The sequence below is a fragment of the Hymenobacter setariae genome (assembly GCF_007713685.1).
Taxonomy (GTDB): domain Bacteria; phylum Bacteroidota; class Bacteroidia; order Cytophagales; family Hymenobacteraceae; genus Hymenobacter; species Hymenobacter setariae.
On record NZ_VMRJ01000003.1, the window covers coordinates 234,141 to 261,100 of the forward strand.

General features: G+C 59.6%; 20 protein-coding genes. 10 read left to right on the forward strand and 10 right to left on the reverse strand.

Features of this window, described 5'->3' with window-relative positions; genetic code table 11:
• Positions 1-77: 77 nt before the first annotated feature.
• Positions 78-2,849, reverse strand: coding sequence for a M36 family metallopeptidase (locus FNT36_RS12115; protein WP_233635867.1), 2,772 nt, complete (start codon positions 2,847-2,849; stop codon positions 78-80).
• A 164-nt stretch (positions 2,850-3,013) separates the two neighbouring features.
• Complete coding sequence (locus FNT36_RS12120; protein ID WP_144847930.1) at positions 3,014-3,550, reverse strand: RNA methyltransferase; 537 nt, start codon at positions 3,548-3,550, stop codon at positions 3,014-3,016.
• Between the two features lie 240 nt (positions 3,551-3,790).
• Between FNT36_RS12120 and mutS the strand changes: the two genes are divergently transcribed.
• On the forward strand, positions 3,791-6,448 hold the full coding sequence (mutS, locus tag FNT36_RS12125; RefSeq protein WP_144849242.1) for a DNA mismatch repair protein MutS: 2,658 nt from the start codon (positions 3,791-3,793) through the stop codon (positions 6,446-6,448).
• A 70-nt stretch (positions 6,449-6,518) separates the two neighbouring features.
• Here the strand turns inward: mutS and FNT36_RS12130 are convergent, their stop codons facing one another.
• Positions 6,519-6,971: a hypothetical protein gene (locus FNT36_RS12130; RefSeq protein ID WP_144847932.1), complete on the reverse strand. Its 453-nt coding sequence runs from the start codon at positions 6,969-6,971 to the stop codon at positions 6,519-6,521.
• Between the two features lie 191 nt (positions 6,972-7,162).
• Here FNT36_RS12130 and msrA point away from each other — a divergent pair, with 191 nt between their 5' ends.
• Positions 7,163-7,861, forward strand: coding sequence for a peptide-methionine (S)-S-oxide reductase MsrA (gene msrA, locus FNT36_RS12135; protein WP_144847934.1), 699 nt, complete (start codon positions 7,163-7,165; stop codon positions 7,859-7,861).
• A gap of 82 nt (positions 7,862-7,943) precedes the next feature.
• On the opposite strand, the gene FNT36_RS12140 is transcribed toward msrA, so the two are convergent.
• On the reverse strand, positions 7,944-8,366 hold the full coding sequence (locus FNT36_RS12140) for an STAS/SEC14 domain-containing protein (protein WP_144847936.1): 423 nt from the start codon (positions 8,364-8,366) through the stop codon (positions 7,944-7,946).
• A gap of 167 nt (positions 8,367-8,533) precedes the next feature.
• Here FNT36_RS12140 and FNT36_RS12145 point away from each other — a divergent pair, with 167 nt between their 5' ends.
• Entirely contained in the window at positions 8,534-9,688 is a 1,155-nt protein-coding gene (locus tag FNT36_RS12145; protein ID WP_144847938.1) for a methionine aminotransferase, read from the forward strand.
• Between the two features lie 104 nt (positions 9,689-9,792).
• On the forward strand, positions 9,793-10,581 hold the full coding sequence (locus FNT36_RS12150) for an amidohydrolase (protein ID WP_144847940.1): 789 nt from the start codon (positions 9,793-9,795) through the stop codon (positions 10,579-10,581).
• 61 nt (positions 10,582-10,642) lie between these two features.
• Here the strand turns inward: FNT36_RS12150 and FNT36_RS12155 are convergent, their stop codons facing one another.
• Positions 10,643-13,024: an FG-GAP-like repeat-containing protein gene (locus FNT36_RS12155; RefSeq protein WP_144847942.1), complete on the reverse strand. Its 2,382-nt coding sequence runs from the start codon at positions 13,022-13,024 to the stop codon at positions 10,643-10,645.
• Between the two features lie 190 nt (positions 13,025-13,214).
• Here FNT36_RS12155 and FNT36_RS12160 point away from each other — a divergent pair, with 190 nt between their 5' ends.
• Together FNT36_RS12160 and FNT36_RS12165 are read left to right on the forward strand one after the other, a co-directional pair.
• A complete protein-coding gene (locus tag FNT36_RS12160) occupies positions 13,215-14,618 on the forward strand; it encodes a hypothetical protein (protein WP_144847944.1) in 1,404 nt (467 codons plus the stop codon).
• Positions 14,619-14,657: 39 nt separating this feature from the next.
• Positions 14,658-15,974 carry a UDP-N-acetylmuramoyl-tripeptide--D-alanyl-D-alanine ligase gene (locus FNT36_RS12165; protein WP_144847946.1) on the forward strand — a complete coding sequence of 439 codons (1,317 nt, stop codon included), beginning with the start codon at positions 14,658-14,660 and terminating at the stop codon, positions 15,972-15,974.
• A gap of 54 nt (positions 15,975-16,028) precedes the next feature.
• Here FNT36_RS12165 and rfbC read toward each other — a convergent pair whose 3' ends face one another.
• Both rfbC and FNT36_RS12175 read right to left on the reverse strand, forming a co-directional pair.
• Positions 16,029-16,577, reverse strand: coding sequence for a dTDP-4-dehydrorhamnose 3,5-epimerase (gene rfbC, locus FNT36_RS12170; protein WP_144847948.1), 549 nt, complete (start codon positions 16,575-16,577; stop codon positions 16,029-16,031).
• 73 nt (positions 16,578-16,650) lie between these two features.
• Complete coding sequence (locus tag FNT36_RS12175; protein WP_144847950.1) at positions 16,651-17,778, reverse strand: glycosyltransferase family 4 protein; 1,128 nt, start codon at positions 17,776-17,778, stop codon at positions 16,651-16,653.
• A gap of 122 nt (positions 17,779-17,900) precedes the next feature.
• On the opposite strand from FNT36_RS12175, the gene FNT36_RS12180 reads away from it, so the two are divergent.
• On the forward strand, positions 17,901-18,197 hold the full coding sequence (locus FNT36_RS12180; RefSeq protein WP_144847952.1) for a c-type cytochrome: 297 nt from the start codon (positions 17,901-17,903) through the stop codon (positions 18,195-18,197).
• 114 nt (positions 18,198-18,311) lie between these two features.
• Here FNT36_RS12180 and FNT36_RS12185 read toward each other — a convergent pair whose 3' ends face one another.
• The gene (locus tag FNT36_RS12185; protein WP_144847953.1) at positions 18,312-18,749 is read right to left on the reverse strand and encodes a hypothetical protein; all 438 of its coding nucleotides are present in this window, start codon (positions 18,747-18,749) and stop codon (positions 18,312-18,314) included.
• A 262-nt stretch (positions 18,750-19,011) separates the two neighbouring features.
• Between FNT36_RS12185 and FNT36_RS12190 the strand changes: the two genes are divergently transcribed.
• Positions 19,012-21,780, forward strand: coding sequence for a M16 family metallopeptidase (locus FNT36_RS12190; protein ID WP_144847955.1), 2,769 nt, complete (start codon positions 19,012-19,014; stop codon positions 21,778-21,780).
• A 217-nt stretch (positions 21,781-21,997) separates the two neighbouring features.
• Here the strand turns inward: FNT36_RS12190 and FNT36_RS12195 are convergent, their stop codons facing one another.
• Entirely contained in the window at positions 21,998-22,876 is an 879-nt protein-coding gene (locus FNT36_RS12195; RefSeq protein WP_144847957.1) for an NmrA/HSCARG family protein, read from the reverse strand.
• A gap of 94 nt (positions 22,877-22,970) precedes the next feature.
• Positions 22,971-23,570 (reverse strand): Crp/Fnr family transcriptional regulator, encoded by a 600-nt coding sequence (locus FNT36_RS12200; RefSeq protein WP_233635868.1) that lies wholly within the window; start codon positions 23,568-23,570, stop codon positions 22,971-22,973.
• 380 nt (positions 23,571-23,950) lie between these two features.
• Here FNT36_RS12200 and hflX point away from each other — a divergent pair, with 380 nt between their 5' ends.
• Together hflX and FNT36_RS12210 are read left to right on the forward strand one after the other, a co-directional pair.
• Positions 23,951-25,315, forward strand: a complete 1,365-nt coding sequence (gene hflX / locus FNT36_RS12205) for a GTPase HflX (protein ID WP_144847961.1) — start codon at positions 23,951-23,953, stop codon at positions 25,313-25,315.
• 76 nt (positions 25,316-25,391) lie between these two features.
• Positions 25,392-26,729, forward strand: coding sequence for a leucine-rich repeat-containing protein kinase family protein (locus FNT36_RS12210; protein WP_144847963.1), 1,338 nt, complete (start codon positions 25,392-25,394; stop codon positions 26,727-26,729).
• Positions 26,730-26,960: the final 231 nt, after the last annotated feature.

Here is a 26,960-nt window from a genome sequence, read left to right on the forward strand (position 1 = left end):
CCCGCTTGCATACGGGCCTAAAAAAAGCCCGGCCGAAGCCGAGCTTTTTTTTAGTAGCGCCATGCGCCCTAGGTCGCTTAGTGCTGAATCGTAACCTTGGTAGTGTAAATACCGCTGGTGGTGCTCACGCGCACCACGTAGATGCCAGGGGCGAGGCGGCTGGTATTCAGCTCCACGCCGCGCTGCTGCATTTGGGCTACGGGCACTACAGTAGGCGCCAGCACGGTTTTGCCGAGCAGGTCTACTACCGTCACTTGCATGGGGGTAGCGCTGCTTACCTGCGTGCGCACCGTTAGCAGGTCTTGGGCGGGGTTGGGGAAGGCTTCGAGGGCGCTGCTCACCACGGTGCTGTTCTGGTTGGCTAGCACCACCACGTTGGCGCGGGGCGGCAGGTCGAAGGCCTCAGCAATGCCCGTGAATATGGGCAGGCCATTGAGGCGGTCGCCGGCCTTGGCGCTGTAGCCCATGCCCCGACGCGCAAACACGTTCCAGATGAGGTCGGAGTTGGCCCCGCGGTTGGTGAGTGAGTCGGCGCGCAAAATGGCGTCGCGGCCTTGCAAGAAGCCTGGGTTGCAGGCCTGAATCTTGCAGGCATCTAGCACCAGGCGCAGCGCTTTATTGTTACCGCCCGTGCTGCCGTAGAGGTCGTTGTTGTAGCCGTACTTGTAAATGAACTGCCAGTTCAAGTCCCAGAGCGTTTCGGCCCAGATTTCGCCCAGCGAGTGCGACTCTTGGTAAGTGAAAGTGCCTGTGGCAGTCGGCGTTACAATAGCGCCGTAGGTCAGGTTGTTACGCGTGAAGTTGGTGGAGTAGGGCTTGGTGCGGATACCGGGACCGGCCGAGTTGGTACCACCTTTTACGTAGTAGCCTAGGTACCGCATCGTGCTGCCATCATCGCCGGGCTTGGTGGTCATCCAGAGAGCGAAAAAGTCGCTCCAGCCCTCGCCCATTACCTGGGTGTAAGAGTCACCGTTGTTGTAAGTCTGGGTAGCGCAGCTCGCCGAGTTGTAAGGCGTGCCCGTGAGGCGGTTGCTGATGCCATGGCCGTACTCGTGGGCAATAATGCCGTTGTCGAAGGAGCCATCCCAGTCGGCGAAGGTCGTGACCTTGGCGCAGCCCACGCCCACCGTGCCCCCTGTGAGGGCGGCCTTGAGGCGCGTACCCAGCACCCCGCTGATGCCAATGGCCGGGATGGTGACGGTAGCATCAGTACCCCCTAGGCCTAGGGGGGCGGTGCTGGTAGGGTCCGAGTCGTAGATGATGGCACCAATAGCACCGGCAGCTTGGGCAAACTTCACCTTATCGGAGAAGTTATTGGTGGCCGGGGCCGTGCAGCCGCCACGCATGATAAGGGCAATGTTGCCGGCAAGAGCCGCCGCATTGGTGGGCGCCGCGCACGAGTGAATGCCATCATCGGCCGACACACCATCGTTGACGGGCACAATGTTGCCGCACAGGCCGTTGGGTAGCGTCGAGATGCTGGGGCCAAAGCTGGCGGTGCCAAAGGCATAGCTGCCAGCCACCGTGCTAGGCGCCGTAATGGTGAGCGCACTCGACACGTTGTCCCACAGGTACATCTGCATGGTGGGCATGTTGCCGTCGATGGGCGTCGAGAAGTTGGCGTTGTTGCGGCCTGCGCCATCCTGTGCTTCGGCCCGCACCGGGTCGAGGCCCTTGCCGTTGGTGGTAGCGTTCTTATACTGGAAGTTGCCCGAAGCCTCGTCGAAGCCGTGCGCCTGCATTACGTCGTGCACCATGTTGTTCACGTAGAACAAGTTGGTGGTAGCTGCGCTTAGGTTGTTGCGGGCCCCCGCTGTCTGGTCAAACGGGAAATCAAAATTCAGCGTCGAGCCCCCGTCGGGTGAGGTCGTTATCGAATTGAAATTAGCCGCGTTAGCGCCGCTAGCGGTGCTGCTGTTGTCGTCGTAGGCGGCCACGTTGTTGCCGCGCGTCAGGTACTTGTTGGTGCTCAAATACGAGTAGGTGTCCGCAAACGTACCGGTGGGTGCCTGCGATACTTGCCAGCCGTAGGGCGAGTAGGCCGAGCCAACGGCGGCCAGCGGCACCGCTTGCCGAGCGCCCTCCTTTGGGTTTTCGAACGGAAAGGGAAAAACCGTCAGGCTATTGGCGGCCGTGGTGCCAGTGGGCTCGAAGGTAGCCGCCGGAGCTTCTACGTGGCTGAACGCCAGTGCTTGCTGCTGCTGATGCTGCGCGCGCTGCGTATACTGGCCAAAGGTGGCCTGCTCGCTCACGGTGTAGTCGTTTTTATCAACTAAGCGGCCGGTTTGGGCATCCACGCGGGCGTTCCAGTAGTGCTGCTGGTCGAGCTGCGCAATGGTCACATTCCAGGCCAGCACCAGCTTGCCATTGACGCGCGCATACAGCAGGCGCACCGGAATATCGGTCTCCGAAATTCCCCCATTGTTATACACTAAGCCATCGGCCACGCGGGCGTCGTTGAGCAAGTGTAGGCCCACTGGCCGGGGCAAACCTAGGCCTACGGCGGCGGCGGTCACGGCCTGCTCGGGCGTGAGGGTGGGGGTGGGCGACGGCGCTAGCTTGGCGGCGTCGGGCACAAAGTCTTGAATGGCAAACAGAACCTTCCCGTCTTTATTAGTGTGCACGGCTCCGGTCGCGTTGAATACCACGAGGCCGTTAACCCGCTGCTGCAGATAGGTATGTGTGATGCCGGTACTAGCGTCGAACGTGGTGCTGGTGACAAGTGGGCTGGCTACATCGGCCGCACTCAGGCCTTGCGCTTTGGCCCGGGCTGCGAAGGCCGATAGAGCCGGGCTAGGAGCTAACTGCTGCGCCGCAGCCCAGCCCGGGGCCGCTAAAGCCGCAGCCAAGGCTAGTGTTCGGCATCCCAACAAAGTAGAGGACAATGACATAGAGGGGGATAGAGGTGAAAATCAGGATGGGTAGTGTCCAAAGATAACCGTATTTTGCACAACATCCCTACAACTTTGTTAGGAGGATAAGCTGCCCACGCACGCCCCCTTTTGCGGGGCGATTATTGAAAGACTGCCAGCTTATTAAGCACGTCCCAGAGTACCACGCCAGCCGCCACGCTCACGTTGAGCGAGTGCTTGGTGCCGAGCTGGGGTATCTCTACGGCGACATCGCAGAGGGCTAGTACCTCATCATCGACGCCGAAGACCTCATTGCCTAGCACCAGCGCCAGCGGCCTACCTAGGGTGGGCTGAAACTGCGGTAGCTGCACCGAGCCAGTAGTTTGCTCCACAGCCACTAGCTGATAGCCAGCGGCTTGCAATTGCTGAGCGGCTTCTAGGGTGGTGGAGGTGTGCGTCCAGGCCACCGACTCGGTGCTACCTAGGGCGGTCTTGGTGATTTCGCGGTGGGGTGGCCGGCCCGTGACACCGCAGAGGTAGATGTGCTCCAGGGCAAAGGCGTCGGCGGTGCGAAATACGGCGCCCACGTTGTGCAGCGAGCGTACATTATCGAGCACCAAAACGACCGGGCTTTTGGGCGTAGCTTTGAAATCGGCCACGGGCAGGCGGTTGAGTTCCTGCATGGTGAGTTTGCGCATAGAAGTAGCGCGAACTTTGTCGTTCGCAATAAGGGTTTTTAGTTCTGGCACTCCTTGCCCAGCAATTGCTGGCCAGGAGTACCAACCAATTCGTTAGCTTTTACAAAAACGCGAACCCCAAAGGTCGCGCTCCGCTCTGTGTCTACTGCTTCTGCCCCCGCCGCCCAGTCCTCCAAGTTTGCTATTAAGTCGCTGGGGCCCGACCATATCAAGCCCGACGCGGTGGCCGATACGCCGCTCATGCGCCAATATTACCAGCTCAAGCAGCAGCATCCGGGCGCGGTGCTGTTGTTTCGGGTCGGCGACTTCTACGAGACCTTCGGCGAAGATGCCGTGACCTCGGCGCGCATTCTCGACATCACGCTCACTAAGCGCGGCGCCGGCACGGCCAGCGAGGTGGCGCTGGCGGGCTTCCCGCACCATGCCCTTGACAACTACCTGCCCAAGCTGGTGCGCGCTGGCCAGCGCGTGGCCATTTGCGACCAGCTCGAAGACCCCAAGCAAGCCAAGGGCTTAGTAAAAAGAGGCATAACCGAGCTCGTGACGCCCGGCGTAAGCCTGCACGATAATACCCTAGAGCGCCGCCAAAACAACTACCTCGCTGCCGTGCACTTTGGCAAGAACGAGGCGGGTATTTCGTTCTTGGATATTAGCACCGGCGAGTTTCTGGTAGCGCAGGGTACCTTGGACTACCTAGGGAAATTATTGCAGAATTTCCGTCCCGCGGAGGTACTGTTTTGCAAGAAAAGCCGCCGCGACTTCGACGAGCATTTCGGCCCCGACTTCTGCACCTATGCCTTGGATGAGTGGGTATTTGGCCACGACTACGCCCACGATACCCTTACGCGGCACTTTCGCACTACCTCGCTTAAGGGCTTTGGCGTCGATACGATTAAGGAGGGCGTCATTGCGGCGGGCTGCATTCTGCACTACCTCGCCGAGACCAAGCACACAGACATTCAGCACGTAGCCAGCCTAGGACGGCTCGAAGAAGATAAGTACGTGTGGCTCGACCGCTTCACAGTGCGCAACCTCGAGCTGGTGCAAGCCCAGCACCCCGGCGGCGTGCCGCTCATCGAGATATTAGACCAGACCCTGACGCCAATGGGTGCCCGCCTGCTGCGCAAGTGGGTAGTGCTGCCCCTCAAGGAAGTAAGCCAAATTCAGCGGCGGCTCGACACGGTGGCGGCCCTCGTGGCCGACCCCGAGCTGCTCGAAACGGTACAAACCCACTTGCGTCCCATCAACGACCTAGAGCGCCTTATCTCGAAGGTGGCCGTGCGCCGGGTGAACCCTAGGGAGCTCTTGCAACTGGCCCGGGCGCTGGAAAGCATTGCGCCGTTGCGCGAAAAGCTGGCCGCTTCGGGTGTGCGCGCCCTCGAAAAGCTCGCCGACCAACTCAATCCCTGCACCACACTGCGGGCCGAGATTCAAACCAAAATCCGCCCCGATGCGCCGCTGCTCACCAACCAGGGCCACGTCATTATGGATGGCGTCGATGCGGAGCTCGATGAGCTGCGCGGGCTGGCGTTTTCGGGCAAGGACTTTTTGCTCAAAATGCAGCAGCGTGAGCAGGCCGCCACAGGTATTTCGTCGTTGAAAGTAGCTTACAATAAAGTGTTTGGCTACTATCTCGAAGTCAGCAACGCACACAAAAGCAAGGTGCCTGCCGAGTGGATTCGCAAGCAGACCCTGGTGAATGCCGAGCGCTACGTGACCGAAGAGCTGAAGACCTATGAGGAGAAAATCCTCAACGCGGAGGAACAGCTGTTCGTTATTGAAAGCCGTATCTATCAAGAGGTTGTGCTAGCGGCGCTCGACTTCGTGAGCCAAGTGCAGCAGAACGCTCGCGCCGTGGGTGTGCTCGACTGCCTGGCCTCGTTTGCGGCCACGGCGCGGCAGTACCACTACGTGCAGCCGGTGGTGAACGACGGACCCACGCTTGACATTAAGGCGGGCCGCCATCCGGTGATTGAGCGCGGGCTACCGCCCGGCGAAAGCTACATTCCTAACGACATCTGCCTCAACCAGGATGAGCAGCAGATAGTAGTGATAACCGGCCCTAACATGGCCGGTAAGTCGGCCCTGCTGCGCCAAACCGCGCTCATCGTGCTGCTAGCGCAGGTGGGTTCGTTTGTGCCCGCCGATGCGGCGACCATTGGCATTATCGACAAGATTTTTACCCGCGTGGGCGCTTCCGACAACCTGAGCAAGGGCGAAAGCACATTCATGGTGGAGATGACAGAAACGGCTTCGATTCTGAATAATCTCTCTGACCGCAGCCTGGTGCTGATGGACGAAATTGGGCGTGGCACCAGCACCTACGACGGCATCAGCATTGCGTGGGCCATTGTGGAGCACCTGCATAACACGCCCAAGGCGCGCGCCAAAACGCTGTTTGCCACCCACTACCACGAGCTCAACCAGCTGGCCGACGACTGCCCTAGGGTGCGCAACTACAACGTGGCGGTGCAAGAGGCCGATGGTCGGGTGCTGTTCCTGCGCAAGCTGCGGCCAGGCGGCTCCGAGCACAGCTTCGGCATCCACGTGGCGCGCATGGCCGGCATGCCGCCCGCCGTGGTGCTGCGCGCCAATGAAATCATGCACCATCTAGAGCAGGAGCGCACCCAAACCGGCCTGCCCGACGCCGTGGACCCCACCGCACCCACCGACTTCGACGATGTGCTGGCTGGCCTCGACGAGTCGCCTAGGTCGGCCCAGCCGCGGCCCCGCGCCACTACCGCCATGGCCACGCGGCCCACGCTCCAGCTTAGCATGTTCGAGCCCGGCGACCCCAAACTGGAACAGCTGCGCGAGCTTCTGCAAACGCTAGATATCAATACGCTCACGCCTATCGAGGCGCTGTTGAAGTTGCAGGAGCTGAAGGGCCTGATGTAAGGTAATATCACCCTAGGTTCGCTTTTTGAGCTGTAGACGGCCCTGTACGCTACCCCGGCATCATGTCCTTCTACCTCAAATAATGCTTCCGTAGCAGCTGCATGGCTGCGGTGGCATCGGCTACGCATACGCTGCAATTTGTACCCACACCATTGACAGGGCCTTCATACTCCCAGGCGAAGGTTTTCGGAGTGCCTCCACTGGCGGTACTTACGCGCAGCGTATTGCCGTTGGGCACTAGGTACAGCGTGCGGCGATTAGGAAACTGCACTTTGAAGCAGCGCTGCCCATTTAGCCGACCTAGGCCAGCGTAGCGTAGCTGCGTGTCTTGGCGGTCTTTGCCATAGGCGTACTGCACATCGGTGCGGCGGCCGTTGTTGGTCCAGAAGCTAAAGTGCTCGTAGCTAGCCGTGCCAGGCTGACCGAAGCCGTAGTTGGCGACCCGGTTTTGGGCATGAGCCGGGCAGATGGCGAGTGCGCCCAGGGCAAGACCGAGGGTGCTAGCGAAAGCTTGGAGAGGCATAGGCGAGCAAATGAGAGAAGCAGGGCAAGGATGGCTCTACTACGCAAAGCTGCGCGGCTTTGGCCAGGTAACGCCATCAAAATGAGCGTGCCGGCAATGAACTGCGCGCTAGCAAGAGGTGTTTAAAAGAATCCGCACGCCTGGTAACTGGCGTATGTCACAGCCCACTTGCTTTTCTTTCTCACCTACTCATGACCAAGCTATTATCGGCCGCCCTAGGCCTTGGCTTATTCGCTCTTACCGCTTGCGGCTCGCAGCAGCCTGCGCAGGCGCAAACTAAGGCCCCGGCTCCTTCGGCGGCGGTGCTCTCAGCCTCCACGGCAGGCTTCGCTCCTAAAAACACGGCCGGTTTGGCGCAAGCCACCTTTGCTGGCGGTTGCTTTTGGGCGCAGGAAGAAGCTTTTGAGGAGCTCAAAGGCGTGAAGCAAGTAGTGAGCGGCTACGCGGGCGGCACGGTGCCCAAGCCCAGCTACGAGCAAGTGGCTGCGCAAAACACCGGCCACGCCGAAACAGTGAATATCTACTATGACCCCAAGGTCATCAGCTACCAAACGCTAGCCAGCGTGTTCTTCACGGCCAGCCACGACCCCACGCAGCTCAACCGCCAGGGCAACGATACGGGTCCCGAGTACCGCTCGGTGGCGTTTTACCGCACGCCGGAGGAGAAAAAGATAATCGAGCAAACCATTGCTAAGGTGAATGCCTCGAAGCAGTACGACGCTAAAATCGTAACTCAGGTAGTGCCCTTTAAGCAATTTTGGGATGCCGAAGACTACCACCAGGGCTACTACCGCCTGCACCCCGAAAATCCTTACATCGAAGCCGTATCGGCCCGCAAAGTCGAACACGTACGCAAGCTCTTCCCGCAGGAGCTAAAGCAAGCGCTGTAAGCCCAAGAGGACTATTCTATAAAAAAGCCCCGTCAACGACCGTTGGCGGGGCTTTTTAGGTAGTAGTATTGAGCCAGGTAACCTAGGCTAGCTGCGTACGCCCAGTGCTGGCTACGGCCGCCCACTGCCGGGCCGCCTGGGCGTCGGCAAAGTGTTGTGTATCGAAGGGTAAATGAGGCGTAGCGCGCTGCATAATATTATCTACTCCCATGCGGTTGAGGCCGTCCTGCGACACGACGACCGCGAGGCGCTGCACACCAAGCTTGGCAAACTCCGGAAACCACACCTCGTTTATCCAGTCCTGGTCGGCGGGGCGAATGGTGCGTAGCAGCACATTATTAGCAATATATCCTTTTATGCGGTATTGGCGCGCCAGGCGCAACACCTCGAGCAGGGAGGCACGCAACTGCTCAGAATTCACGAAGCCTTGCCACTCAGTTTCGATAGTAGCGCCGGTGGGGTCGTGGTGTAATAGCAAATAAGAAGTACGATAAACAATAGCCATAAAATCCAAAAGGCTTAATTTCTACGTAGAGAATTGAGGATTTAATTGTACGCAAAGATACGGCGGAGGCTAGGGCAACCGGAGTGGCCGCAGCCTTGTCTCACCTATCTATCTTTGGGGTCACCCTGTTTTCTACGTGCCGCCGCAGCAGGCGTTACCTCGCATTTATGCTGGCTTCCAAATTGCCCGATATCGGGGTTAGTATCTTCTCGCAGATGACGGCCTTGGCCCAGGAAACTGGGGCGCTGAACCTAGCGCAGGGCTTTCCGGACTACGACCCGCCGCTGGCCCTGCGCGAGGCCCTAGCCCACCACGCCCAAGCGCCGGGCAGCCACCAGTATGCGCCCATGCCGGGCCTACCGCGCCTGCGCGAGGCCATTGCGTCGCAGGTAGGCCGCCTGCAAGCCGATGCACCGGCGCCCGACCCCGCCACCGAAATCACCATCACGGCCGGGGCCACCGAGGCGCTGTATGTAGTGCTGGCCGCCGTGGTGCGCCCCGGCGATGAAGTCATTATCTTGGAGCCAGCTTATGACCTCTACGGCCCGGCGGTGCGACTGCAGGGAGGCGTGCCGCGCTACGTGCGCCTGCCCGCGCCCGACTTTCGGCCCGATTGGGATGCCGTGCGGGCGGCCCTAGGTCCGCGCACACGGCTCATCATGATTAATACCCCGCACAACCCCAGCGGGGCCGTATTCACGGCTGCCGACTGGGATGCGCTGGCCAACCTGCTCGAGGGCACCGATGTGCTGGTGCTTTCTGATGAAGTGTACGAGCACCTAGTATTTGATGGCGTGGCGCCGCGCAGTGCCCGCCAGCACCCGGCGCTGCGAGCGCGCAGCTTCGTGCTGTCGTCGTTTGGCAAGACCTACCACGCTACTGGCTGGAAGGTGGGCTACTGCCTGGCCCCGCCTGCCCTCAGCACCGAGGTGCGACGGGTGCACCAGTTCGTGACCTTCGCCGTGAGCACGCCCACCCAGCACGCGCTGGCCGACGTGCTGACCGCCGACCCCACCGATGCGCACGCCCGCGGACTGGCCGCATTTTACCAGGCCAAGCGCGATGCCTTCCGGCAGCTGCTGGCGAACACGGGCTGGCAGCTGCTGCCAGTACCGGGTGGCTATTTTCAACTGGCTAGCTACCAGCAATATTCGCAGGCCGGCGACGTGGCTTTTGCCACCGAGCTGGCCCGTGCGTGGGGCGTGGCGGTGGTGCCGGTGTCGGCCTTCTACCACGATGGCTACGACCCTGGGTTAGTGCGTTTTTGCTTTGCCAAAGAATTACTTACACTGGAAGCTGCGGCTGCCCGCTTGCGTCAATGAGGTGACCTAGCCGAATTTTGTTTAGAAAATTGCTACTTATCACCTAAGTATGCGCTATTTGCGCTCATTACCAATATCCGCCTTCCTAGATACTCTTTACACGTATGTCTGATTTTACCGTGTCGCTGGTGCAAACGGACCTGCACTGGCATGAGCCAGCAGCCAACCGCGCAGCTCTAGCCGACCAATTAGCTGCGGCCCTCGCTGGGCCGGGGCTCACCGATTTAATTGTGCTGCCCGAGATGTTCACCACTGGCTTTAGCATGGCCGCGGCAGCTCAGGCCGAGCCTGGCGAGGGTGCCACGCTAGCTTGGCTGCGCGAGCAAGCCGCCCGCTACGACGCCGTAGTGACGGGCAGCGTAATGATAACTGAGGCCGGGCGCTACTACAACCGCCTGCTGTGGGTGCGCCCCGATGGCAGCTACAGCGCCTACGACAAGCGCCACCTGTTTCGGATGGCCGGTGAGCACGAAGTATACACGGCCGGCACGAATCGCTTGGTAGAGGAGTGGCGCGGCTGGCGTATTCAGCCGCTCGTGTGCTACGACCTACGCTTTCCGGTGTGGAGCCGCAACCCCTCCGCCGAGCCCTACGACCTGCTGCTGTATGTGGCCAACTGGCCGCACGCCCGCGTGCATGCCTGGAAGGTGCTGCTGCAGGCGCGTGCCATCGAAAACCTAACTTACGTGGCCGGTGTCAACCGCATTGGCCTCGATGGCTTGGGGATAGAATATAGCGGCCACACCATGCTGCTCGACCCTAGGGGCGACTACCTAGCTCAGGCTGGCTCCATGCCTACTATTCTTACTCGCCGCCTCATGCGCCACCCTCTGCACGAGGCCCGCGAGCAGCTATCGGCCCTGAGCGATGCCGACGCTTACGACTTGAGATAAAGAATAAGGCAAGAAGGCTGGGATGCGTATGGCTCCCTAGCCTTCTTGCCTTGCTATTTAGCTACTTCACTAACAGCTTTTGGGTAGCCGTTGTGCCAGTCTCGGTGGTGGCTTGTACTACGTAGAGGCTAGGCGCGAGGCCGCGCAGGTCGAGGGTGCGTGTGCGCCTGGGCGTAGCGTCCTGGCGCACGAGGCGGCCCGTGAGGTCGAGCAAGCGCAGGCTGGTAAGTTGTGCCGTTTCGACGGTTACCGCGTCGGTGGGGTTGGCAGGATTGGGATATACCCCTAGGGCCACTGCCGGAATGGTAACGGGAGGCTCGGTAGCCAGCGGGGTCTGGCGCCCCGTGAGGTAGCTCACGATGCCGCCCGTTTCGGTGCCGATGTACAGCTCGGGCGTGCCGTCCTGGTTGAGGTCGGCGGCGGTGGGGGCGTAGTGCAGCAGCGTGCCGTGGCCGAGCTGGGCAGCGTGGTAGCTGCTGGTTAGCTTGTTATAAAACAAGTCGGTGCGCTCCGTGAAGGCCGCTCCTTGGGTGCGGAAGTCACTGTAAAAGCGCACTGTGCCAGCGCCGCTCACCGTGAGCAAGTCGGGGCGGCCGTCGCTGTCGAAGTCAGCCACGGTGGGGGCTAGGTTGATGAGGCGGGCGCCATTGTTGCGCAGCTGGCCGTAGTCGTTGTTAGCCAGCACAAACAGGCTGTTGGTGGCCACGCCCGCGCCTTGGTTGCGGTAGTAGCGCAGGCTCGAGCCCGGCTCGCTCGTGTCGTTGGTGCCGAGCAGCAGGTCCACATAGCCATCGCCATCTACATCAAAAAAGCACGGTGTATCGCCCGCATAAGTAGCAATAGCGCCAGTGCCGCCCGAGCCCTGCGGCCGGAAGTAATCGTCGGCAGCGGCATTGAAAACGGCAGCCTGCCCTGCGCCCGCCTGGTTGAGCCGGAAGTGCAGTCGGTTGCTGCTGCCCGCATACACTGAATACACGAGGTCGAGGGCGCCATCGCGGTTGAGGTCTACCAGCGCCAGGCGCAGGCTCTCGAAGCGGCTGGTGGGCGTGAGCGCCGCCGTAGCCGCCAGCCCTAGGTAGTCGTCGGTAACGAGCCGGAACACGGGGCGGCGCGCCGTGCCCACATTGCGGTAGTAGTAAATACTGCTGCGGTAGTAGCCGTTGACGAGGTCGCCCTGCGAGCCCACCAGCATATCGGTGAGCCCGTCGCCGTCGAGGTCACCGAAGGTCGGCGCTGCGCCCTCGCTCACGTCGAGCATATCATTTTGCAGAAAGCCGTCGCTTACCTGGCTGTAGGTGGGCAGCGCGCCCGCCCCGCCGCTGCTCGTGAGGCGATACTGGCGCACAGTACGGCGCATGCTCACACGGTCATCTTGATTGGTAATTTGGTTGGGCGCTATCACTAGGTCGGCCACGCCATCTAGGTCAGCATCAAAACTGTAGGGTGCGGGGTACACCGAAGTGGCCAGGGGCGTGGCTAAAGGAAAGGCGCTGCTGATGCCCGCCAGCGTGAATGAGGCGGCCGTGCTGCTACTGCCCGTATTAAGCAGCCGCGACAGCTGCGGGCAGTTATCGCGGCCATCGAGCAGGTCGAGCACGCCATCGCCGTTGAGGTCCACGAGCAGCACGTTGTGGCCCATGCTGTGCAGGATTTTGGCCGTGCCGTCGCCCGGCACAGGGCCCATTACGCGCTTGGCCTGGCACTGGGCCACCCCATTGGGCTGATACATGGCGCAGTCGGCACACGCCGAAAGCTGCCCCCAATAGTTGGATGCCTGCCGAAACGAGCCTAGGTCGGTGCACGGCCCAGTGCCCGTGTTTAGGTACAACTCTAGGTTGGTAGAAGACGAGAAATCGTAGGTCAGAATGTCTAGCCGCCCATCACCGTTTACATCCTGCACCGCGGGTACGTTGTAGTAGCCCGAGTTTATATTGACATTGAGCGTGCTGGTGAGGGCAAAGTCTAGCTCGCCACTGGCCAGCGCAAACCGCGGGCTACCGCCAGCCGAGCCCTCGTTGTGAAACACCCGAATGTTGCCCCCTTCGACGTAAGTGAAAATATCGGCCCGGCCATCGCAGTCATAATCGCGCAGAGTTACCCAGCTGGTTAGGTCGGTCGGAAACGCATTTTCGTACACCGGGGCGTACTCCCAATGCCGACCGGTGGCGGCCGCCACGTTGAGAAACGTGTAGCTGCGCGAAGCCTCGCGGTCAAACACATACAAGTCGAGCTGGCCGTCGCCGTTCAGGTCGATGTTGCTGAATTGCGGCGCGTTGAGGCCACCCACCCAGGCGTGGGTTAGCGTGTCGGTGCCTTGCACGAGCTTGGCCACGCTCCCAAACTCAAATCCAAACCGAGTACCCGTCGTTTGGGCGTGCACCGGGGTCACGCCTCCCACCCACGCCAACAACAAAAAAACCAGGAGGCTAACGCGACGCGCCATGAGCGAGAGACAAGAAGGGTAAAACTAGTTGGTAGTCAACAGCAAGCCTGGGGGAAGAAGTTGCGGGCCTTGGCGATGCAAGCACTAAAAGTACGGCTTGTAGCGAGTGGCTAAAAGAAAAAGTGAGCCTGTTTCTGGTGTATTTCTGGCCTCTGTATACTTTTGTATTTTGCATAACTAACTGATAATTATGAAAATAACATTTACTATTGGTTTTGTACTACTGCTAGCCGGCAGCTTGCGCGCCCAAACGGCGACTACCTACGTCACCGAAATTATTACCGATTATAACGGCTATTGGCGTAGCGGCACGGGCCTCAATCTTAACGCGCTGCTCAACCCGACATTGCCCGATAACTCGCAGCAACTGCTGGCGTTCACGCTGAACGGCAAGCGCTTCTCTACGGGCGTGAACAACCAGCTGCTTACGGCAAAAGGGGTAGAGTATACGCCTGGCCAGTACCAAGCGCTGCCGGTAGCCGCCCTCAGCAGCACCTTCACTGGCAACACCAAGGTGGCCCTAGGGCAGCTATTCGATAAGGTAGATAACGGCCCCAGCACTCCACCGCCCGCCAATGATTTTGCACAGTACCTCACCGATGGGGTGCAGGGCCTCGACTTAGGCACGGGCGTGGCCAATCTGCCGGCCGGCACGCTCACATTTGCCCTCAACTCGGTGGTGCCCGCTGCCATTGGCGACGGTACCCCCGATGTGCTCGTGACCCAAATTGCCTCGCCCGACGACCTAGGCGACCAGTACCAGTTTTTGGATGCCGACGGCAAGACGGTGGGCCAGCCCCTCACAATAGTATTTACCGATGTGCCAGTGGTAGGCAACTGGACAGTCGATTTCTACGAAGCTTCGCAAACGGTGATGAGCCTGCTGAGCAACTTCACGAAAACGCCGCGCCCGTTGCGCTTGTGGGCAGCCGATTTTTCGGCCTTCAACATCGTGCCCAGCGACTACAGCCGCATCAAGAGCTTTCAGATTAAACTTAGTGGCAGCAGCGACCAGGCCTTTGTAGCTTACAACGCCAAAGCCCTGAGCGTGACGCCGCTGCCCGTGACCCTTACCACTTTTACAGGCGAAGCTCAGGGCCCAGCTGTGCGCCTCCACTGGCAAACCGCCAGTGAGCGCGACGCCGAGGCCTTTGTGGTAGAAGTCAGCACCGACGGTAGCACCTTCGCGCCGGTGGGCCGGGTGGCGGCGGCCGGCACCACCGCCCAAGCCCAGCACTACGCATTTAACTACCAGCCGCCGCAGTCTGGCCTAGTGTACTACCGCCTGCGCCAAGTAGACCTAGATGGTACCAGTCACTACTCGCCGGTGGTGGCCGTGCGCACCGGCGCGGCAGCCGTGGTGGTGTTCCCGAGTGTGTTCGACCAAGCGCTGACGGTGCGCCTACCCGCGGCCGGCACCACCACCCTGGCGCTGCTAGCCCCCGATGGCCGCGTGCTGCACCAGCAGCAGCTGGCCGAGTCGCCCGCCCAAGACTTGGCCTTGCCCGGCCTGGCCGCGTTGCCGCCCGGCCTTTACCTGCTGCGTGTGGTGCTCGATGGCCAGGCCAGCCTGCACCGCGTGGTAAAGTACTAGCCGCTAAATACCGCCTAGGGCCCCACCTTTGCGGCCGTGATGACGACGCCCCTCTACGCCCACTACCTCGCCGCCCAAGGCCAGGTTAGCACCGATTCGCGCCAGCCCCAGCCGGGTACGCTCTTCTTTGCCCTCAACGGCCCGAGCTTTCGGGGGGCTGCTTTTGCCGCCGGCGCGCTGGCCAAAGGTGCCCACCACGCCGTAGTCGATGATGAACAACTAGCTGCCCAAGACCCGGCGCGCTACACCTACGCCCCCGACCCGCTGGCCGCCCTGCAGGCCCTGGCCCAGGAGCACCGCCGTCAGTTTCGGGGCTCCGTGCTGGCCATCACGGGCTCAAATGGCAAAACCACAACCAAGGAGTTGCTGACGGTGGTGCTAGCCCAGAAGTATAGGGTGCTGGCTACTATCGGTAATCTCAACAACCACATTGGTGTGCCGCTCACGCTGCTGCGCCTGCGCCCCGAGGAGCACGACTTTGCCGTGATTGAGATGGGCGCCAACCATCGGGGCGAAATTGCGGACTACTGCCAGTGGGCCGAGCCCACGCACGGCCTCATCACCAACATCGGCAAAGCTCACCTCGAAGGCTTTGGAGGCGAGGAAGGAATTGCGAAAGGCAAGGGCGAACTGTTCGACTATGTAGCCGCTAGCGGCGGTTCATTGTTCATCAATACCCTCGATGCCAAGATTGTGGCTGCTGCCTCCGCTGCTGGCTACTCTACCCTATCGCCTGCTACCTACCCCCAGCCCGGCGACGCGTACCCCGCCACGCTGCTGGCTGCTGACCCAGCCCTACGCCTACGCCTGTGGGACGGAACCGAAGTAGCCGCCCAACTTACGGGTGAGTACAACTTTCCAAATATGGCAGCGGCGGCAGCCGTAGGGGCTTATTTTGAAGTGCCCTCGGCCCAAGTGGCCGCCGCCCTGGCTGCCTATAATCCGCAGAATAATCGCTCGCAGTTGGTGCGAACCGACCGCGGCAACGACCTGATACTCGACGCCTACAACGCCAACCCCAGCAGTATGGCCGCCGCCTTGCGCAGCTTTGCGCAGCGCCCCGTGGCTGCCGGGCAAGGCCGCTTGGTCATCTTGGGCGACATGTTTGAGCTAGGCGACACCAGCGCCGCCGAGCACCGTGCTCTCGGCGAGCTACTGGCCGACCTAGGGCTGCCCAACGCCGTGCTCATCGGCCCGCTGATGCAGGACGCCGCCGCGGCGCACCCAACCGCCCATTACTTTGCTGACAAGGCCGCCGCGGCCGAGTGGCTGGCCCACCAAACCACCGCCGGCCAACTCATCTTGCTAAAAGGCTCGCGCGGTATGGGGCTGGAGTCGCTGTTGCCTCTGCTGTAGAGAATTAGCAATGAGCAATGGGTGCCTCGACACCCATTGCTCATTGCTAATTCTCTAAAAAGGGCTTTCCAGCTCAGCTAACGTAGGTAGGATGGCATCTTTGGGCGACACTAATGCTTCACCCTCAAAACCCCAGTCAATACCTAGGGCAGGGTCGTTCCAGAGCAGGCCGCCCTCGGCGCCGGGGGCGTAGTAGTCCGAGCACTTGTAGAGAAAGAGGGTGTTGTCTTCCAGTGCTACGAAGCCGTGGGCAAAGCCGACGGGCACGTAGAACGCATTGCCCAGCTCAGCTGTGAGCAGCACCTTGGCGTGCTGGCCGTAGGTGGGCGAGTCGCGGCGTAGGTCCACTACCACGTCGAGGGCGCGGCCCTGGGCCACACGCACCAGCTTGGCCTGGGCGTGAGGCAGCTTCTGGAAGTGCAGGCCGCGTAGCGTGCCGGCCTTAGAGCTGCTCTGATTATCCTGCACCCAGTCGATGGTAGGCAGGCCCAGGCCTTGCATGGTGCGGGCGCTGAAGCTTTCGAAAAATGCGCCGCGAGGGTCACCAAAAATGCGAGGACGAAACTCAAGCAGTCCAGGCAGGGAATGGGAGATAACTTCCATAAATGTTGATGGATGAGGTATAAAATTTACGTAAGATGGTAAGTTGAATTAATGCTACTCAAAGTGCTTTCTGTTAGTTTTTTGCGGCTTCGGCTACAGCGCTCAAGTACTCGCGCAGTACCAGGTTTTCGTCAAATTTTTCTTCGGCGAGTTGGCGGCTGGCGGCGCCCATGGCGGCCAGCCGCTCGGGCGGCAGCTGGGCTAGTTGCAGCAGCTTAGCGGCTAGGTCGTCGGCTGAGCGCACCTGGCAGAGGTAACCATTGCGGCCGTGCTCCACGGTTTCGCGGCAGCCGGGCACGTCGGTGGTTATTAAGGGCTTGCCGCAGGCTGCTGCTTCGAGCAGCGTTTTAGGAGTGCCTTCGCGGTAGGAGGGGAGTACCACACAGTCGGCGCGGTGCAGGTGCTCGGCCACGTTGTCGGAAGTGCCTAGGTGCTCAATGGTGCCCTCGGCCAGCCACTGCTCAAAGGTGGCGCGGGGCACGCCCACGCCGCCCGCCTCGTCGAGGCCGCCAAGTAGCTGCACCCGCACTTTGTCGGGCCCTAGGGTGGCCCGCAGCTGCCGCGCCGCCTCGAAGTATTCTACGATGCCTTTTTCGTAGAGCACCCGCGCCACCATTAGAAAGGTAAAGGGCGTATTGGCGGCTTTGTCGGCGCTGGGCTGGGGCCGAAAGCGCTTCAAATCGACGCCCGAGCCGGGCACCAGGCCCGTGCGCTCGGGCCGGATGAGGCCGTAGCGAATGAACAGCTCGCGGTCGTCGTTATTCTGAAAAAAGACCTTGTGTGGAAACCGGAACGCAAAGCGGTACAGCCCGCGGGCTACTTTGCTCACCAGGTTTTCAATAAGAAAAACCGTACCTAGGCCGCTCACATTATTGATGCTGGCCACGCCCGCCAGCTTGGCCGCCAGCGTGCCATAAATGTTAGGCTTGATGGTGAAGTGCAGCACTACATCGGGCCGCTCGCGCTTGTAAATGGCTAGAAAACGGCGCGTTAATTGGGCATCCTTGATAGGGTTGGTGCCTTTGTTCTCCATCAGGATGGGAACGTAGCGGCACCCTAGCTCACTCTCCAGGCGCGCCGAGTAGGCGTCGGGCGGGGCAATAGCCAGCACCTCGTGGCCGGCGGCTTGCAGGGCCTTGACAAGGCCACGGCGGAAGTTCCAAATGTTCCAGGAGGTATTGATAACTACAGCAACGCGCACGGGCCTAGGGTAACTAAAAAAATAGAATAACAGGGCAAAGGTCGGGCGCGAAAGCGGCGCGGGCGCTACTTGGCCCGGCCAGCGGGTTACTTTCGGCGCAGTTTTCGCGTTAGCAAATTGCTATGAACAAGTATAAAAACACGGTTCTCGCGCTGGGCTTGCTTGCTTTAAGCGCCCGCGCCCAGGCCGCGCCGCCCACGCCGGGCCAACTAATTTTTCAAAAAAACTGCCAACGCTGCCACGGCAAAGATGGCCGCCTGGGCCTAAACGGCGCCCACGACCTCACCAAAAGTAACCTCAATACTATGGGACGTACATATTTGGTAATAAATGGTATGGGTAAAATGCCAGCCTTTAATAAAACGCTGACGGCGGCCCAAATAGAGCAGGTGGTGGCCTACTCGCTGACGCTGAAGTAAGATAACTAAAACGGCCAACCAACAAGAGCCCTATCATTTGAGATGAGAGCGCTTGTTGATTGGCCGCGTTGTATCAGGCCGGGTGAGGTTGCCGCAAAACGCGGTCAGCGGCCATTACGCACCTTGCGAGTAGATATCCCCGCACCTATTGCAATGCCAGGATTGCTGCCATATGGCGTACTTAGGCGGCCAGGTATTGTTATTGTAGAGGTAAGCCCGGTAGAGCAAATAACCCCCGCCGCCTATGAGGAGCAAGGCGATGGTAAGAAAGAAACCGTTGCCCGCCGCAACCAGCAGCATAAGGATGCCAAGGACTATGGCCAGCGCTACCTTATAAGACTGTTTAGCTGGCGGCGAGGCTTTGCTGGCTAGCTTGGACTGCGAGGTGCCCTTAGTCGATGTGTGAGCGGTACCCAGGCCCAGCCCGCTGCCGCGGCTTAGGCCACCGCCCAGCCCGGTAGTGACGCTGGACGTGCGGATGTCGTTAGTGCCTAACTCGTACAGAATGCTCAGCTTCTGTACGTTGTCGGAGGTGCAAGAGGGGCAGTTCATGCAGCAAGAGAGTTAAATTGAGATGTAAGTTGAGGGAATTCTGAATTTTAAATAAATGTATAATCTTAATATATAAAATAAAAATTATTTAATTTTTATTTCTCTCTATTCTCGTCAAAGCCTGCGGTAGGCACCTAGGAGGCCCTGCTTACTACTGCTGCCCCGTATTTGCGCTTCAACTCTTTCTTAATTCAATGCTTTGGAAAACACGGCATAAGGCATTTATTTAGTGGTATTCTACCGCCCTCCTTTTTGCCATTGTATGAAACACACTTTCCTGCTAGGGGCTTTGTTGGCCCTAGGTCTGCCCGCCCGGCCATTGCTGGCCCAAACTGCCGCCGCCCTGCCAGCGGGCGTCACGCAAGTGACGTCAGTGGAGGGCATCACCGAGTACAAGCTGCCCAACGGACTGCGGGTGCTGCTTTTCCCCGACCAGTCGAAGGCTACCGCCACGGTCAATATCACGTACCTGGTGGGCTCACGGCACGAGGGCTACGGCGAAAGCGGCATGGCGCACTTGCTGGAGCACATGGTATTTAAGGGCTCGACCAAGCACCCCAACATCCCGCAGGAGCTGACCGAGCACGGCGCCAACCCCAACGGCACTACCTGGCTCGACCGCACTAATTACTTCGAGACGTTTACCTCGACCGACGAGAACCTGAAGTGGGCGCTCGACCTAGAGGCCGACCGCATGGTTAATTCTTTCATCGCTAAGAAGGACCTCGACAGCGAGTTTAGCGTGGTGCGCAACGAGTTTGAGAGCGGCGAAAACTCGCCCAGCCGCGTGCTCATGGAGCGCGTGCTAAGCAGCGCCTACCTCTGGCACAACTACGGCAAATCGACCATCGGCTCAAAGGAGGATATTGAGCGCGTGCCGATTGATAACCTCAAAGCTTTCTACCAGCGCTACTACCAGCCCGACAACGCCGTGCTGCTGGTAGCCGGCAAGTTTGACCCCGCCAAGACGCTGGCGCTCATCAAGCAGGATTTTGGGCCCATTGCTAAGCCCACCCGCGTGCTGTCCCCCACCTACACCACCGAGCCCACCCAGGATGGCGAGCGCTCAGTGACTTTGCGCCGCCCCGGCGACACGCAGGGCCTGGCCGTGGCCTACCACGTGGTGGCCGGCGCGCATCCCGACTACGCTGCCACCGACGTGCTGGTCGATGTACTCACCAATCAGCCCTCGGGCCGCTTGTACAAGGCGCTGGTCGAAACCAAAAAAGCGGCCAGCACCTGGGGCTTCACGCCCACACTGCACGACCCTGGCTTTGCGTATTTCTACGCCGATGTGCGCCAGGGCCGCTCGCTCGACTCGGCCCGCACGGCCATGCTCGGCGCCCTCGACGCCGTAGCCCGCACCCAGCCGCCCACGGCTGAGGAGGTGTCCCGCGCCAAAACTAAACTACTCAAAGACGTTGAGCTGCTATTTCAGAAAAGTGATGACCTAGGGCTGACGCTGAGCGAATACATCGCCACCGGCGACTGGCGCTTGGTGTACCTCTACCGCGACAACCTGCGCAAGGTGACGCCCGCCGATGTGCAGCGGGTAGCCGCCTCCTATCTCAAGCCCAGCAACCGCACCGTGGGCCTCTTCGAGCCCGACAACAAGCCCGACCGCAGCACGGTGCCCGCCGCGCCCGACGTGGCCGCGCTGGTTAAGAACTACAAAGGCGAGCCCGCCATCGCGGCCGGCGAAGCCTTCGATGCCTCGCCCGCCAACATCAACACGCGCACCAAGCTAGGCCAAGAAAAGAACGGCCTCAAGTATGCCCTGCTGCAAAAGCAAACCCGCGGCAACTCGGTGAATGCTGAACTGAAGCTGCGCTATGGCACCGAAGCCTCGCTCACAGGCAAGCCGGGCGTGGCCGAGCTTACGGCGGCCATGCTCCAGCGCGGCACTAAAACGCGCACCTACGCCCAGATTCGGGATGCCTTCGATAAAGCGCAGGCGCAAGTGTACTTCTACGGCGGCGGCCAAACGGCCACGGCGGGCATTCAGACCGACAAAGCGCACCTCAATAGCGTGATGGACATCGTGCTCGACTGCCTGCGCAACCCCACCTTCCCGGCCGATGAGTTTGAGAAGCTCAAGCAGGCGCGCCTCGCCGACCTGGAGTCGCAAAAGCAAGAACCCCAGGCGCTGGCCTTCAATTTGGCCAATCGCCTAAGCTCGCCTTACCCCAAGGGCCACCCGCTGGAAACGCTTTCGTACGACGACGAGATTGCTGCTATCAAGGCCATTAAGGTGGAAGATGTGCGCGCCTTTTATAAGCAGTTTTATGGCGCTCAAAGCGCCACACTGGCCGTGGTGGGTAGCTTCGATGAGCCGGCTCTGCGCCAGCGCCTCGACAAGCAGCTTGGCACCTGGAAGGCCAGCGGCCCCTACGTGCGCATTCCGCAGCGCGTATTCAACGGCACGGCCCAAAGCCAGGCGCTGCAAACCAACGACAAGGCCAACGCCATGTTCGTGGCCATGATGAAGTATCCGCTGCGCGACGATTCGCCCGACTACGCGGCCCTGTACATGGCCAACTACATCCTAGGTGATGGTTTCTTGAACTCGCGCCTCGCCACCCGCATCCGCCAGAAAGAGGGCGTGAGCTACGGCGTGGGCTCGTACATGTATGCCGATGATAACGACGAGGTGGGCGGCTTTGGGTCCTATGCCATCTACAACCCTGACAATTCGGCCCGCCTCGAACAAGCCTACAAGGAAGAAGTGGAGCGCCTGCTCAAAGACGGCGTCACGGCCGACGAGCTGAAAGCCGCCAAATCGGCCGCGCTGCAAAACTTCCAAGTGCAGCGCTCACAAGACCGTAACCTGGCCAGCACCTGGGCGCAGTACCTCACCAAAGCCGAGGGCCGCACCTTCGCCTACGACGCCGAGCTCGACCGCCGCATCGCCGCCCTCACGCCCGAGCAGGTGAGCGCCGCCGCCAAGAAATACCTCGATTACTCTAAGTTAACTATTGTGAAAGCCGGTGACTTTGCCCGGAGCGCCAAGCCCAAGGCTTCGGCGCCATAAGGGATAGAGCGGCTAAAGTTCGGGTCATGCTCATCTGGGGGCCACGCGAGATGTTTCACTGCGTGGCCCCCAGATGCGTATGACAACGTAATAAGATGACCTCGCGGCCCCCTAGAAATGCGATTGGAAGTTGCTTATGGCAGCGCCGAGAACCTTCACTCCAGCCTTGACTACTAAGCTCCTAGGTTACTGCGAAACCCATCTTCAATTCCCCGCACTAGGCAGATGCTTTAATCCATTCTCTGAGCGGGGTAAAGGGCTCGGTTGCAATTTCGTTAGCTAATTGAACTTGCGCCTCGGAACCAGGGCCCATGTACGTGTAGGTCTCAATGTAGCCTAGCAACTGCGCCACGGCTTCCGCGCCCTCAAAGAAATCGGCAAATACCTCGGCCGGAACTTGGTAAAACGTATATTCTTTCCCGTTGGCCTTGAACGCTCCCACCACATCCTGGAAGCTATTTACTTCGGTCGCCAGAGACAAATAAGCGCCACTGCCCACCTTCTCGGGGTGTAAAAACGCGCCGGCTACCACCTTACCCAAATCGTGTATGTCGGCCATGTGCAGCACCTGCTTGGTGGGGTCGATGGGCAAAGTCCAGCCGATGGAGCCATCTTGCTGCTGCTGCGGGGCGGTGTGGCCGTAGAAGTTTTGGAAGTAAAACGGCGGCTGCACGAAGGTATACTGCGCAAAACCGGCCTTTTTCACCACCTCATCAACGGCGGCTTTCCCCGTAAACTGAGGCACGGTAAACTGCCCGTTGCTGATTCTCTCCACGTTTGGCAGCGTGGACCAAATGAAATGCTGCACCTGGGTATTTTGGGCAGCTTCTACGGCCAGTGTCCCTTGTGCCAGCTCATCGGCTCCTTCCCAAAAGTTAGTAACCACGAATACCCCATGCGCACCCCGGAAGGCATTGGTCATGGAGGCCAGGTCCGTCAAATCCCCCTGTGCTACTTCGTGTGCCTTGCCCTGATAGGTCTTGGGGTTTCGAGTAACGGCCCGAACGGTGAAAGAACCCTCCTTCACTAGCGCATCTACCACTCCCTTTCCTTGCAGGCCAGTCGCGCCCACTACGGCAATTATTTTCTTTTCCACCTTGGCTGTTTTTTAAAGATTTCCAGTGCTACAAAGGTGGAGGGGCTGGCCTGCGGCTGCCCATAAGGTAGTTTAAGAAAGCGGCTAAGGTAGATTAAGAGCCAACCCTCTTTTTGCGGATGGTACTCAGAAACTCGGGCGTCACCCCCAGGTAGGAGGCAATCTGCACATTGGATAGCCGCTGCAGGAACTGCGGATACCTTTTCAAAAAGTCGAGGTAACGCTCTTCGGCGGTGGAGCTGATAGTTTGCAGAATTCTTCGATGCGCGTTGACCAGGGCATTTTCCGTAAGGGCCCGAAAAATCCGGTTAAACGTGAGGTTGTCATCAAAGAACTTGACTTGGTCTTCCTTTCTTAATTGAAGAATGGTTGAATTTTCCAGCGCTTCTATGTACAGGCTACTCGGCTCTGCCGCGTAGAAACTGGCAATGTCTGTTATCCACCAGTTTTCAATGGCAAACTGCAGGTTATGCTCTTTGCCTTTGTCGTCTACCAGGTACATTCTAAAGCAGCCCTCCACTACAAATGTGTGGTGTTGGCATACGTCCCCTTTCTGCAGAATAAAATGCCTTCGTTTTACCTTTCGCTCCTGGAAAGCTTCTGCTACGAGAGACTTTTCTGCTTCCGTTAAGGAAATAACACGTTCGAAGTAGGCTATTAGAGCTGTTGTCGTCATTTGCCGAATTTGCTCCAACTAGGAGCTAACTGAAGTCTGAGGCAGCCCGGCCAAGCGAGAGAGTAGGGTGGTGTCTTCAAGTTTTTGAAGGTGAGAACCTTGTGGGCTAGGCGGGCGAGCGTCTAATGCTGCCGCTCGTGGCTATCCTAGTCGAACGGAAGTGGCCCGTCGTATTGACGGCACTTATCGGGTTTGCCTATAGAGCGGAAATTAGCACTCTATCCTCTCTCGCCTAATCAGACCATCTCAAGCTAAGAAATGGACGTGATGGGCGTAGGCATAGCTCAAAAATAAGTCAGTACATTACCGGAATCAGGTCGTGGAAACGCGTATTTATACAACGATTTCCCCATATTTAGTGTTAAATTCTCAGCGCTGTTTTTCCGCGCTTCTATTCTATGTCTAATTCCAACTCGCCCGGCGGCAACCGCAGCGGCACCCGTCACTGGGGAGCTACTGATGCTACTCCTGCCCGCCGCGATGCCAAAACGCCCAAGCACCTGCTTAAAATAAAAACCCACGCTACGGCCAAAGAGCGCGAAACCGCCGTGCTCGTGAGCGTGCCCCCGCGTCGCCAAAACGACGCGCAGACTACTGAATACCTTGACGAACTAGCTTTTCTGATTGAAACGGCCGGTGCCGAAGCCACCAAGCGCTTCGTGCAGAAGCTCGAAAAACCCGACATCCGCACTTACGTGGGCGAGGGCAAGCTGGCAGAGATAAAAGCCTATGTGCAGCACGAAAACAGCAGCATGGTCGTCTTCGACGATGACCTGTCGCCCTCGCAACTGCGCAACCTAGAGGCCGAGCTGAAAGTGAAAATCGTGGATAGGTCGCTGCTCATTCTCGACATTTTTGCGCTGCGGGCCAAGTCGGCCACCTCGCGCACGCAGGTCGAGCTGGCGCAGTACCAATACCTGTTGCCGCGCCTGACGGGCCTCTGGACCCACTTGGACAAGCAGCGTGGTGGTGTGGGCATGAAAGGCCCAGGTGAGACCGAAATCGAGACCGACCGCCGGATAGTGCGCGACCGCATTGCTTTCCTCAAGGAAAAGCTCGAAGACCTAGACAAGCAGGCTGTGACGCAGCGCAAAACCCGTAGCAATACCATCCGGGTGGCGCTAGTGGGCTACACCAACGTGGGCAAGAGCACCATAATGAACTTGCTCGGTAAGGCCGAAGTCTTTGCTGAGAACAAGCTCTTTGCCACCGTCGATGCCACGACCCGCAAGGTGGTGCTCGACAACCACGTGCCCTTCCTGCTTTCCGACACCGTAGGGTTCATTCGCAAGCTGCCCACCAAGCTTATTGAGAGTTTTAAGAGCACGCTCGATGAGATTCGTGAAGCCGACCTGCTGATTCACGTGGTGGATATTTCGCACCCAGCTTTCGAGGAGCACATTGAAGTTGTGAATGAAACGCTCCGCGAAATTGGCGCTTCGGACAAGCCTTCCTTGTTGGTCTTTAATAAAATAGACCAGTACAAGCCCGATGCCGACCCGATGCCGAATTTCGGTGACGACGACCCGGACCAGGAGTTTCCAACCGACTTTGAAGAAGCCGCGCCACGCCCGCCGCTCGAGCAGTTGCAGGAAACTTACATGGCCCGCCTGCACGACCCAGTAGTATTCATTTCGGCGCAGCAAAAGGATAATATCGAGGCCCTGCGCGAGCTGCTGGGCCGCAAAGTAGCCGAGCTGTACCAAGTGCGCTACCCCTACAGCAACCAGCAGTACGGCCAGTACGACGCCGTAGCAGAGTAGCCAATAGCAGTTAGGAAAAGCGGCCGGGGCGCATGTCCCGGCCGCTTTTTTGTGCGCCTAGGTTGACCTTTGTCGCATGCACACCCTCGACCAGCTGCGCGCCGGGCAGCTAACGGGCGCCACGCGCCTCGACCTGTCGGCCGGCCTTACTGAGTTTCCCCGCGAAATATTCGACCTAGCCGACTCGCTCGAAATCCTCAATCTCTCCGGCAATGCGCTGTCGGCGCTACCCGACGACCTGCCCCGCCTGCGCAAGCTGCGCGTGCTGTTCTGTTCCGATAATCAGTTTACGACCGTACCCGAGGTGCTGGGCCAGTGCCCGCAGCTGAGTATGATAGGCTTCAAGGCCAATCAGATACGCACGCTGCCGGGTGCGGCCCTACTGCCCCAACTGCGCTGGCTCATTCTTACCGACAACCAGCTAGCCGAGCTGCCGCCCGAAATCGGTGACTGCCCGCAGCTCGAAAAGCTGATGCTAGCCGGCAACCAGCTTACTACGCTGCCCGCCACGCTGGCCCGCTGCACCAACCTAGGGCTGCTGCGCATCGCGGCCAACCAACTCACCGAACTGCCAGCTTGGCTGCTAACCATGCCCAGCCTGAGCTGGCTAGCCTACGCTGGCAATCCCTTCTCGGCGGCGGCCGAGGCGGCAGTGGTGGCCCGGCACCCCATCGCTAGTATTTCGTGGGCGCAGCTGCGTATCGAGCAGCAATTAGGTGAGGGCGCGTCGGGTGTCATCTACCGGGCCGGGTGGCACCGTGGTGCGGCTGTGCCCACCGAGGTGGCCGTCAAGCTTTTCAAGGGTACCGTTACCAGCGATGGCTTGCCACGCAGCGAGATGGCCGCCTGCATCAGTGCCGGGGCGCACCCCAATCTGATTGCGGTGAAAGGGAAAATCGCCGAGCATCCGGCTGGGGCCGAAGGGCTGGTGCTGGAGCTCATTAACCCCGCTTTTCGCAACCTAGGGGACCCGCCCAGCTTAGCCTCTTGCACCCGCGACGTATACGCGCCCGGCACCGTGTATAGCCTGCGGGCCGCCTGGCAGATTGCCCTAGGTATTGCGGGCGCCGCCGCGCACCTGCACACGCAGGGCATCATGCACGGCGACTTGTACGCCCATAATATCTTGTATACCGAGGCCGGTGAAGCACTGTTGGGCGACTTTGGCGCCGCCTGCTTCTTCGACCCCGCCGACCTAGGCCGGGCCCAAGCCTTGCAGCGCTTAGAAGTGCGTGCCTTCGCGTGCTTGCTCGATGACCTGCTGACGCATTGCCCCGAAGCCGCTGCCACGCCGGCTGTGCAGCAGGCTTGGCAGCAGCTTCAGCACCGTTGCGCCCAGCCCGAAGTAGCAGTGCGGCCCCTGTTTGATGAGGTGGTGCAAGAGCTAACCAACTGGGCGAAACTGCTAGCATAATCGCACTAGAGCCCGTACCCCGTATGCCTAAAAAACCGACCTCCTAGGGTCGGTTTTTTAGTTAGAACAGGTGACCAGTAGCTGCCGGTTTTAGGAGATTTCCTGATTAATTTTTGAAGACTCGTTTTTTGCAAATGGTAAAAGATGAGTTTAGGATAAGTGGACTGAGATTGAGGGCGAAAAGGTTGGATAGACCCGTAGTTAGGGTGGTGATAAAATCAATTTTTTTCG

Excerpts from the sequence above, each read along its gene's own strand:
- FNT36_RS12120 (WP_144847930.1), bottom strand. The coding sequence starts at position 3,550 with ATGCGCAAACTCACCATGCAGGAACTCAACCGCCTGCCCGTGGCCGAT.
- mutS (WP_144849242.1), top strand. The coding sequence starts at position 3,791 with ATGCGCCAATATTACCAGCTCAAGCAGCAGCATCCGGGCGCGGTGCTG.
- FNT36_RS12130 (WP_144847932.1), bottom strand. The coding sequence starts at position 6,971 with ATGCCTCTCCAAGCTTTCGCTAGCACCCTCGGTCTTGCCCTGGGCGCA.
- msrA (WP_144847934.1), top strand. The coding sequence starts at position 7,163 with ATGACCAAGCTATTATCGGCCGCCCTAGGCCTTGGCTTATTCGCTCTT.
- FNT36_RS12140 (WP_144847936.1), bottom strand. The coding sequence starts at position 8,366 with ATGGCTATTGTTTATCGTACTTCTTATTTGCTATTACACCACGACCCC.
- FNT36_RS12145 (WP_144847938.1), top strand. The coding sequence starts at position 8,534 with ATGCTGGCTTCCAAATTGCCCGATATCGGGGTTAGTATCTTCTCGCAG.
- FNT36_RS12150 (WP_144847940.1), top strand. The coding sequence starts at position 9,793 with ATGTCTGATTTTACCGTGTCGCTGGTGCAAACGGACCTGCACTGGCAT.
- FNT36_RS12155 (WP_144847942.1), bottom strand. The coding sequence starts at position 13,024 with ATGGCGCGTCGCGTTAGCCTCCTGGTTTTTTTGTTGTTGGCGTGGGTG.
- FNT36_RS12160 (WP_144847944.1), top strand. The coding sequence starts at position 13,215 with ATGAAAATAACATTTACTATTGGTTTTGTACTACTGCTAGCCGGCAGC.
- FNT36_RS12165 (WP_144847946.1), top strand. The coding sequence starts at position 14,658 with ATGACGACGCCCCTCTACGCCCACTACCTCGCCGCCCAAGGCCAGGTT.
- rfbC (WP_144847948.1), bottom strand. The coding sequence starts at position 16,577 with ATGGAAGTTATCTCCCATTCCCTGCCTGGACTGCTTGAGTTTCGTCCT.
- FNT36_RS12180 (WP_144847952.1), top strand. The coding sequence starts at position 17,901 with ATGAACAAGTATAAAAACACGGTTCTCGCGCTGGGCTTGCTTGCTTTA.
- FNT36_RS12185 (WP_144847953.1), bottom strand. The coding sequence starts at position 18,749 with ATGAACTGCCCCTCTTGCACCTCCGACAACGTACAGAAGCTGAGCATT.
- FNT36_RS12190 (WP_144847955.1), top strand. The coding sequence starts at position 19,012 with ATGAAACACACTTTCCTGCTAGGGGCTTTGTTGGCCCTAGGTCTGCCC.
- hflX (WP_144847961.1), top strand. The coding sequence starts at position 23,951 with ATGTCTAATTCCAACTCGCCCGGCGGCAACCGCAGCGGCACCCGTCAC.
- FNT36_RS12210 (WP_144847963.1), top strand. The coding sequence starts at position 25,392 with ATGCACACCCTCGACCAGCTGCGCGCCGGGCAGCTAACGGGCGCCACG.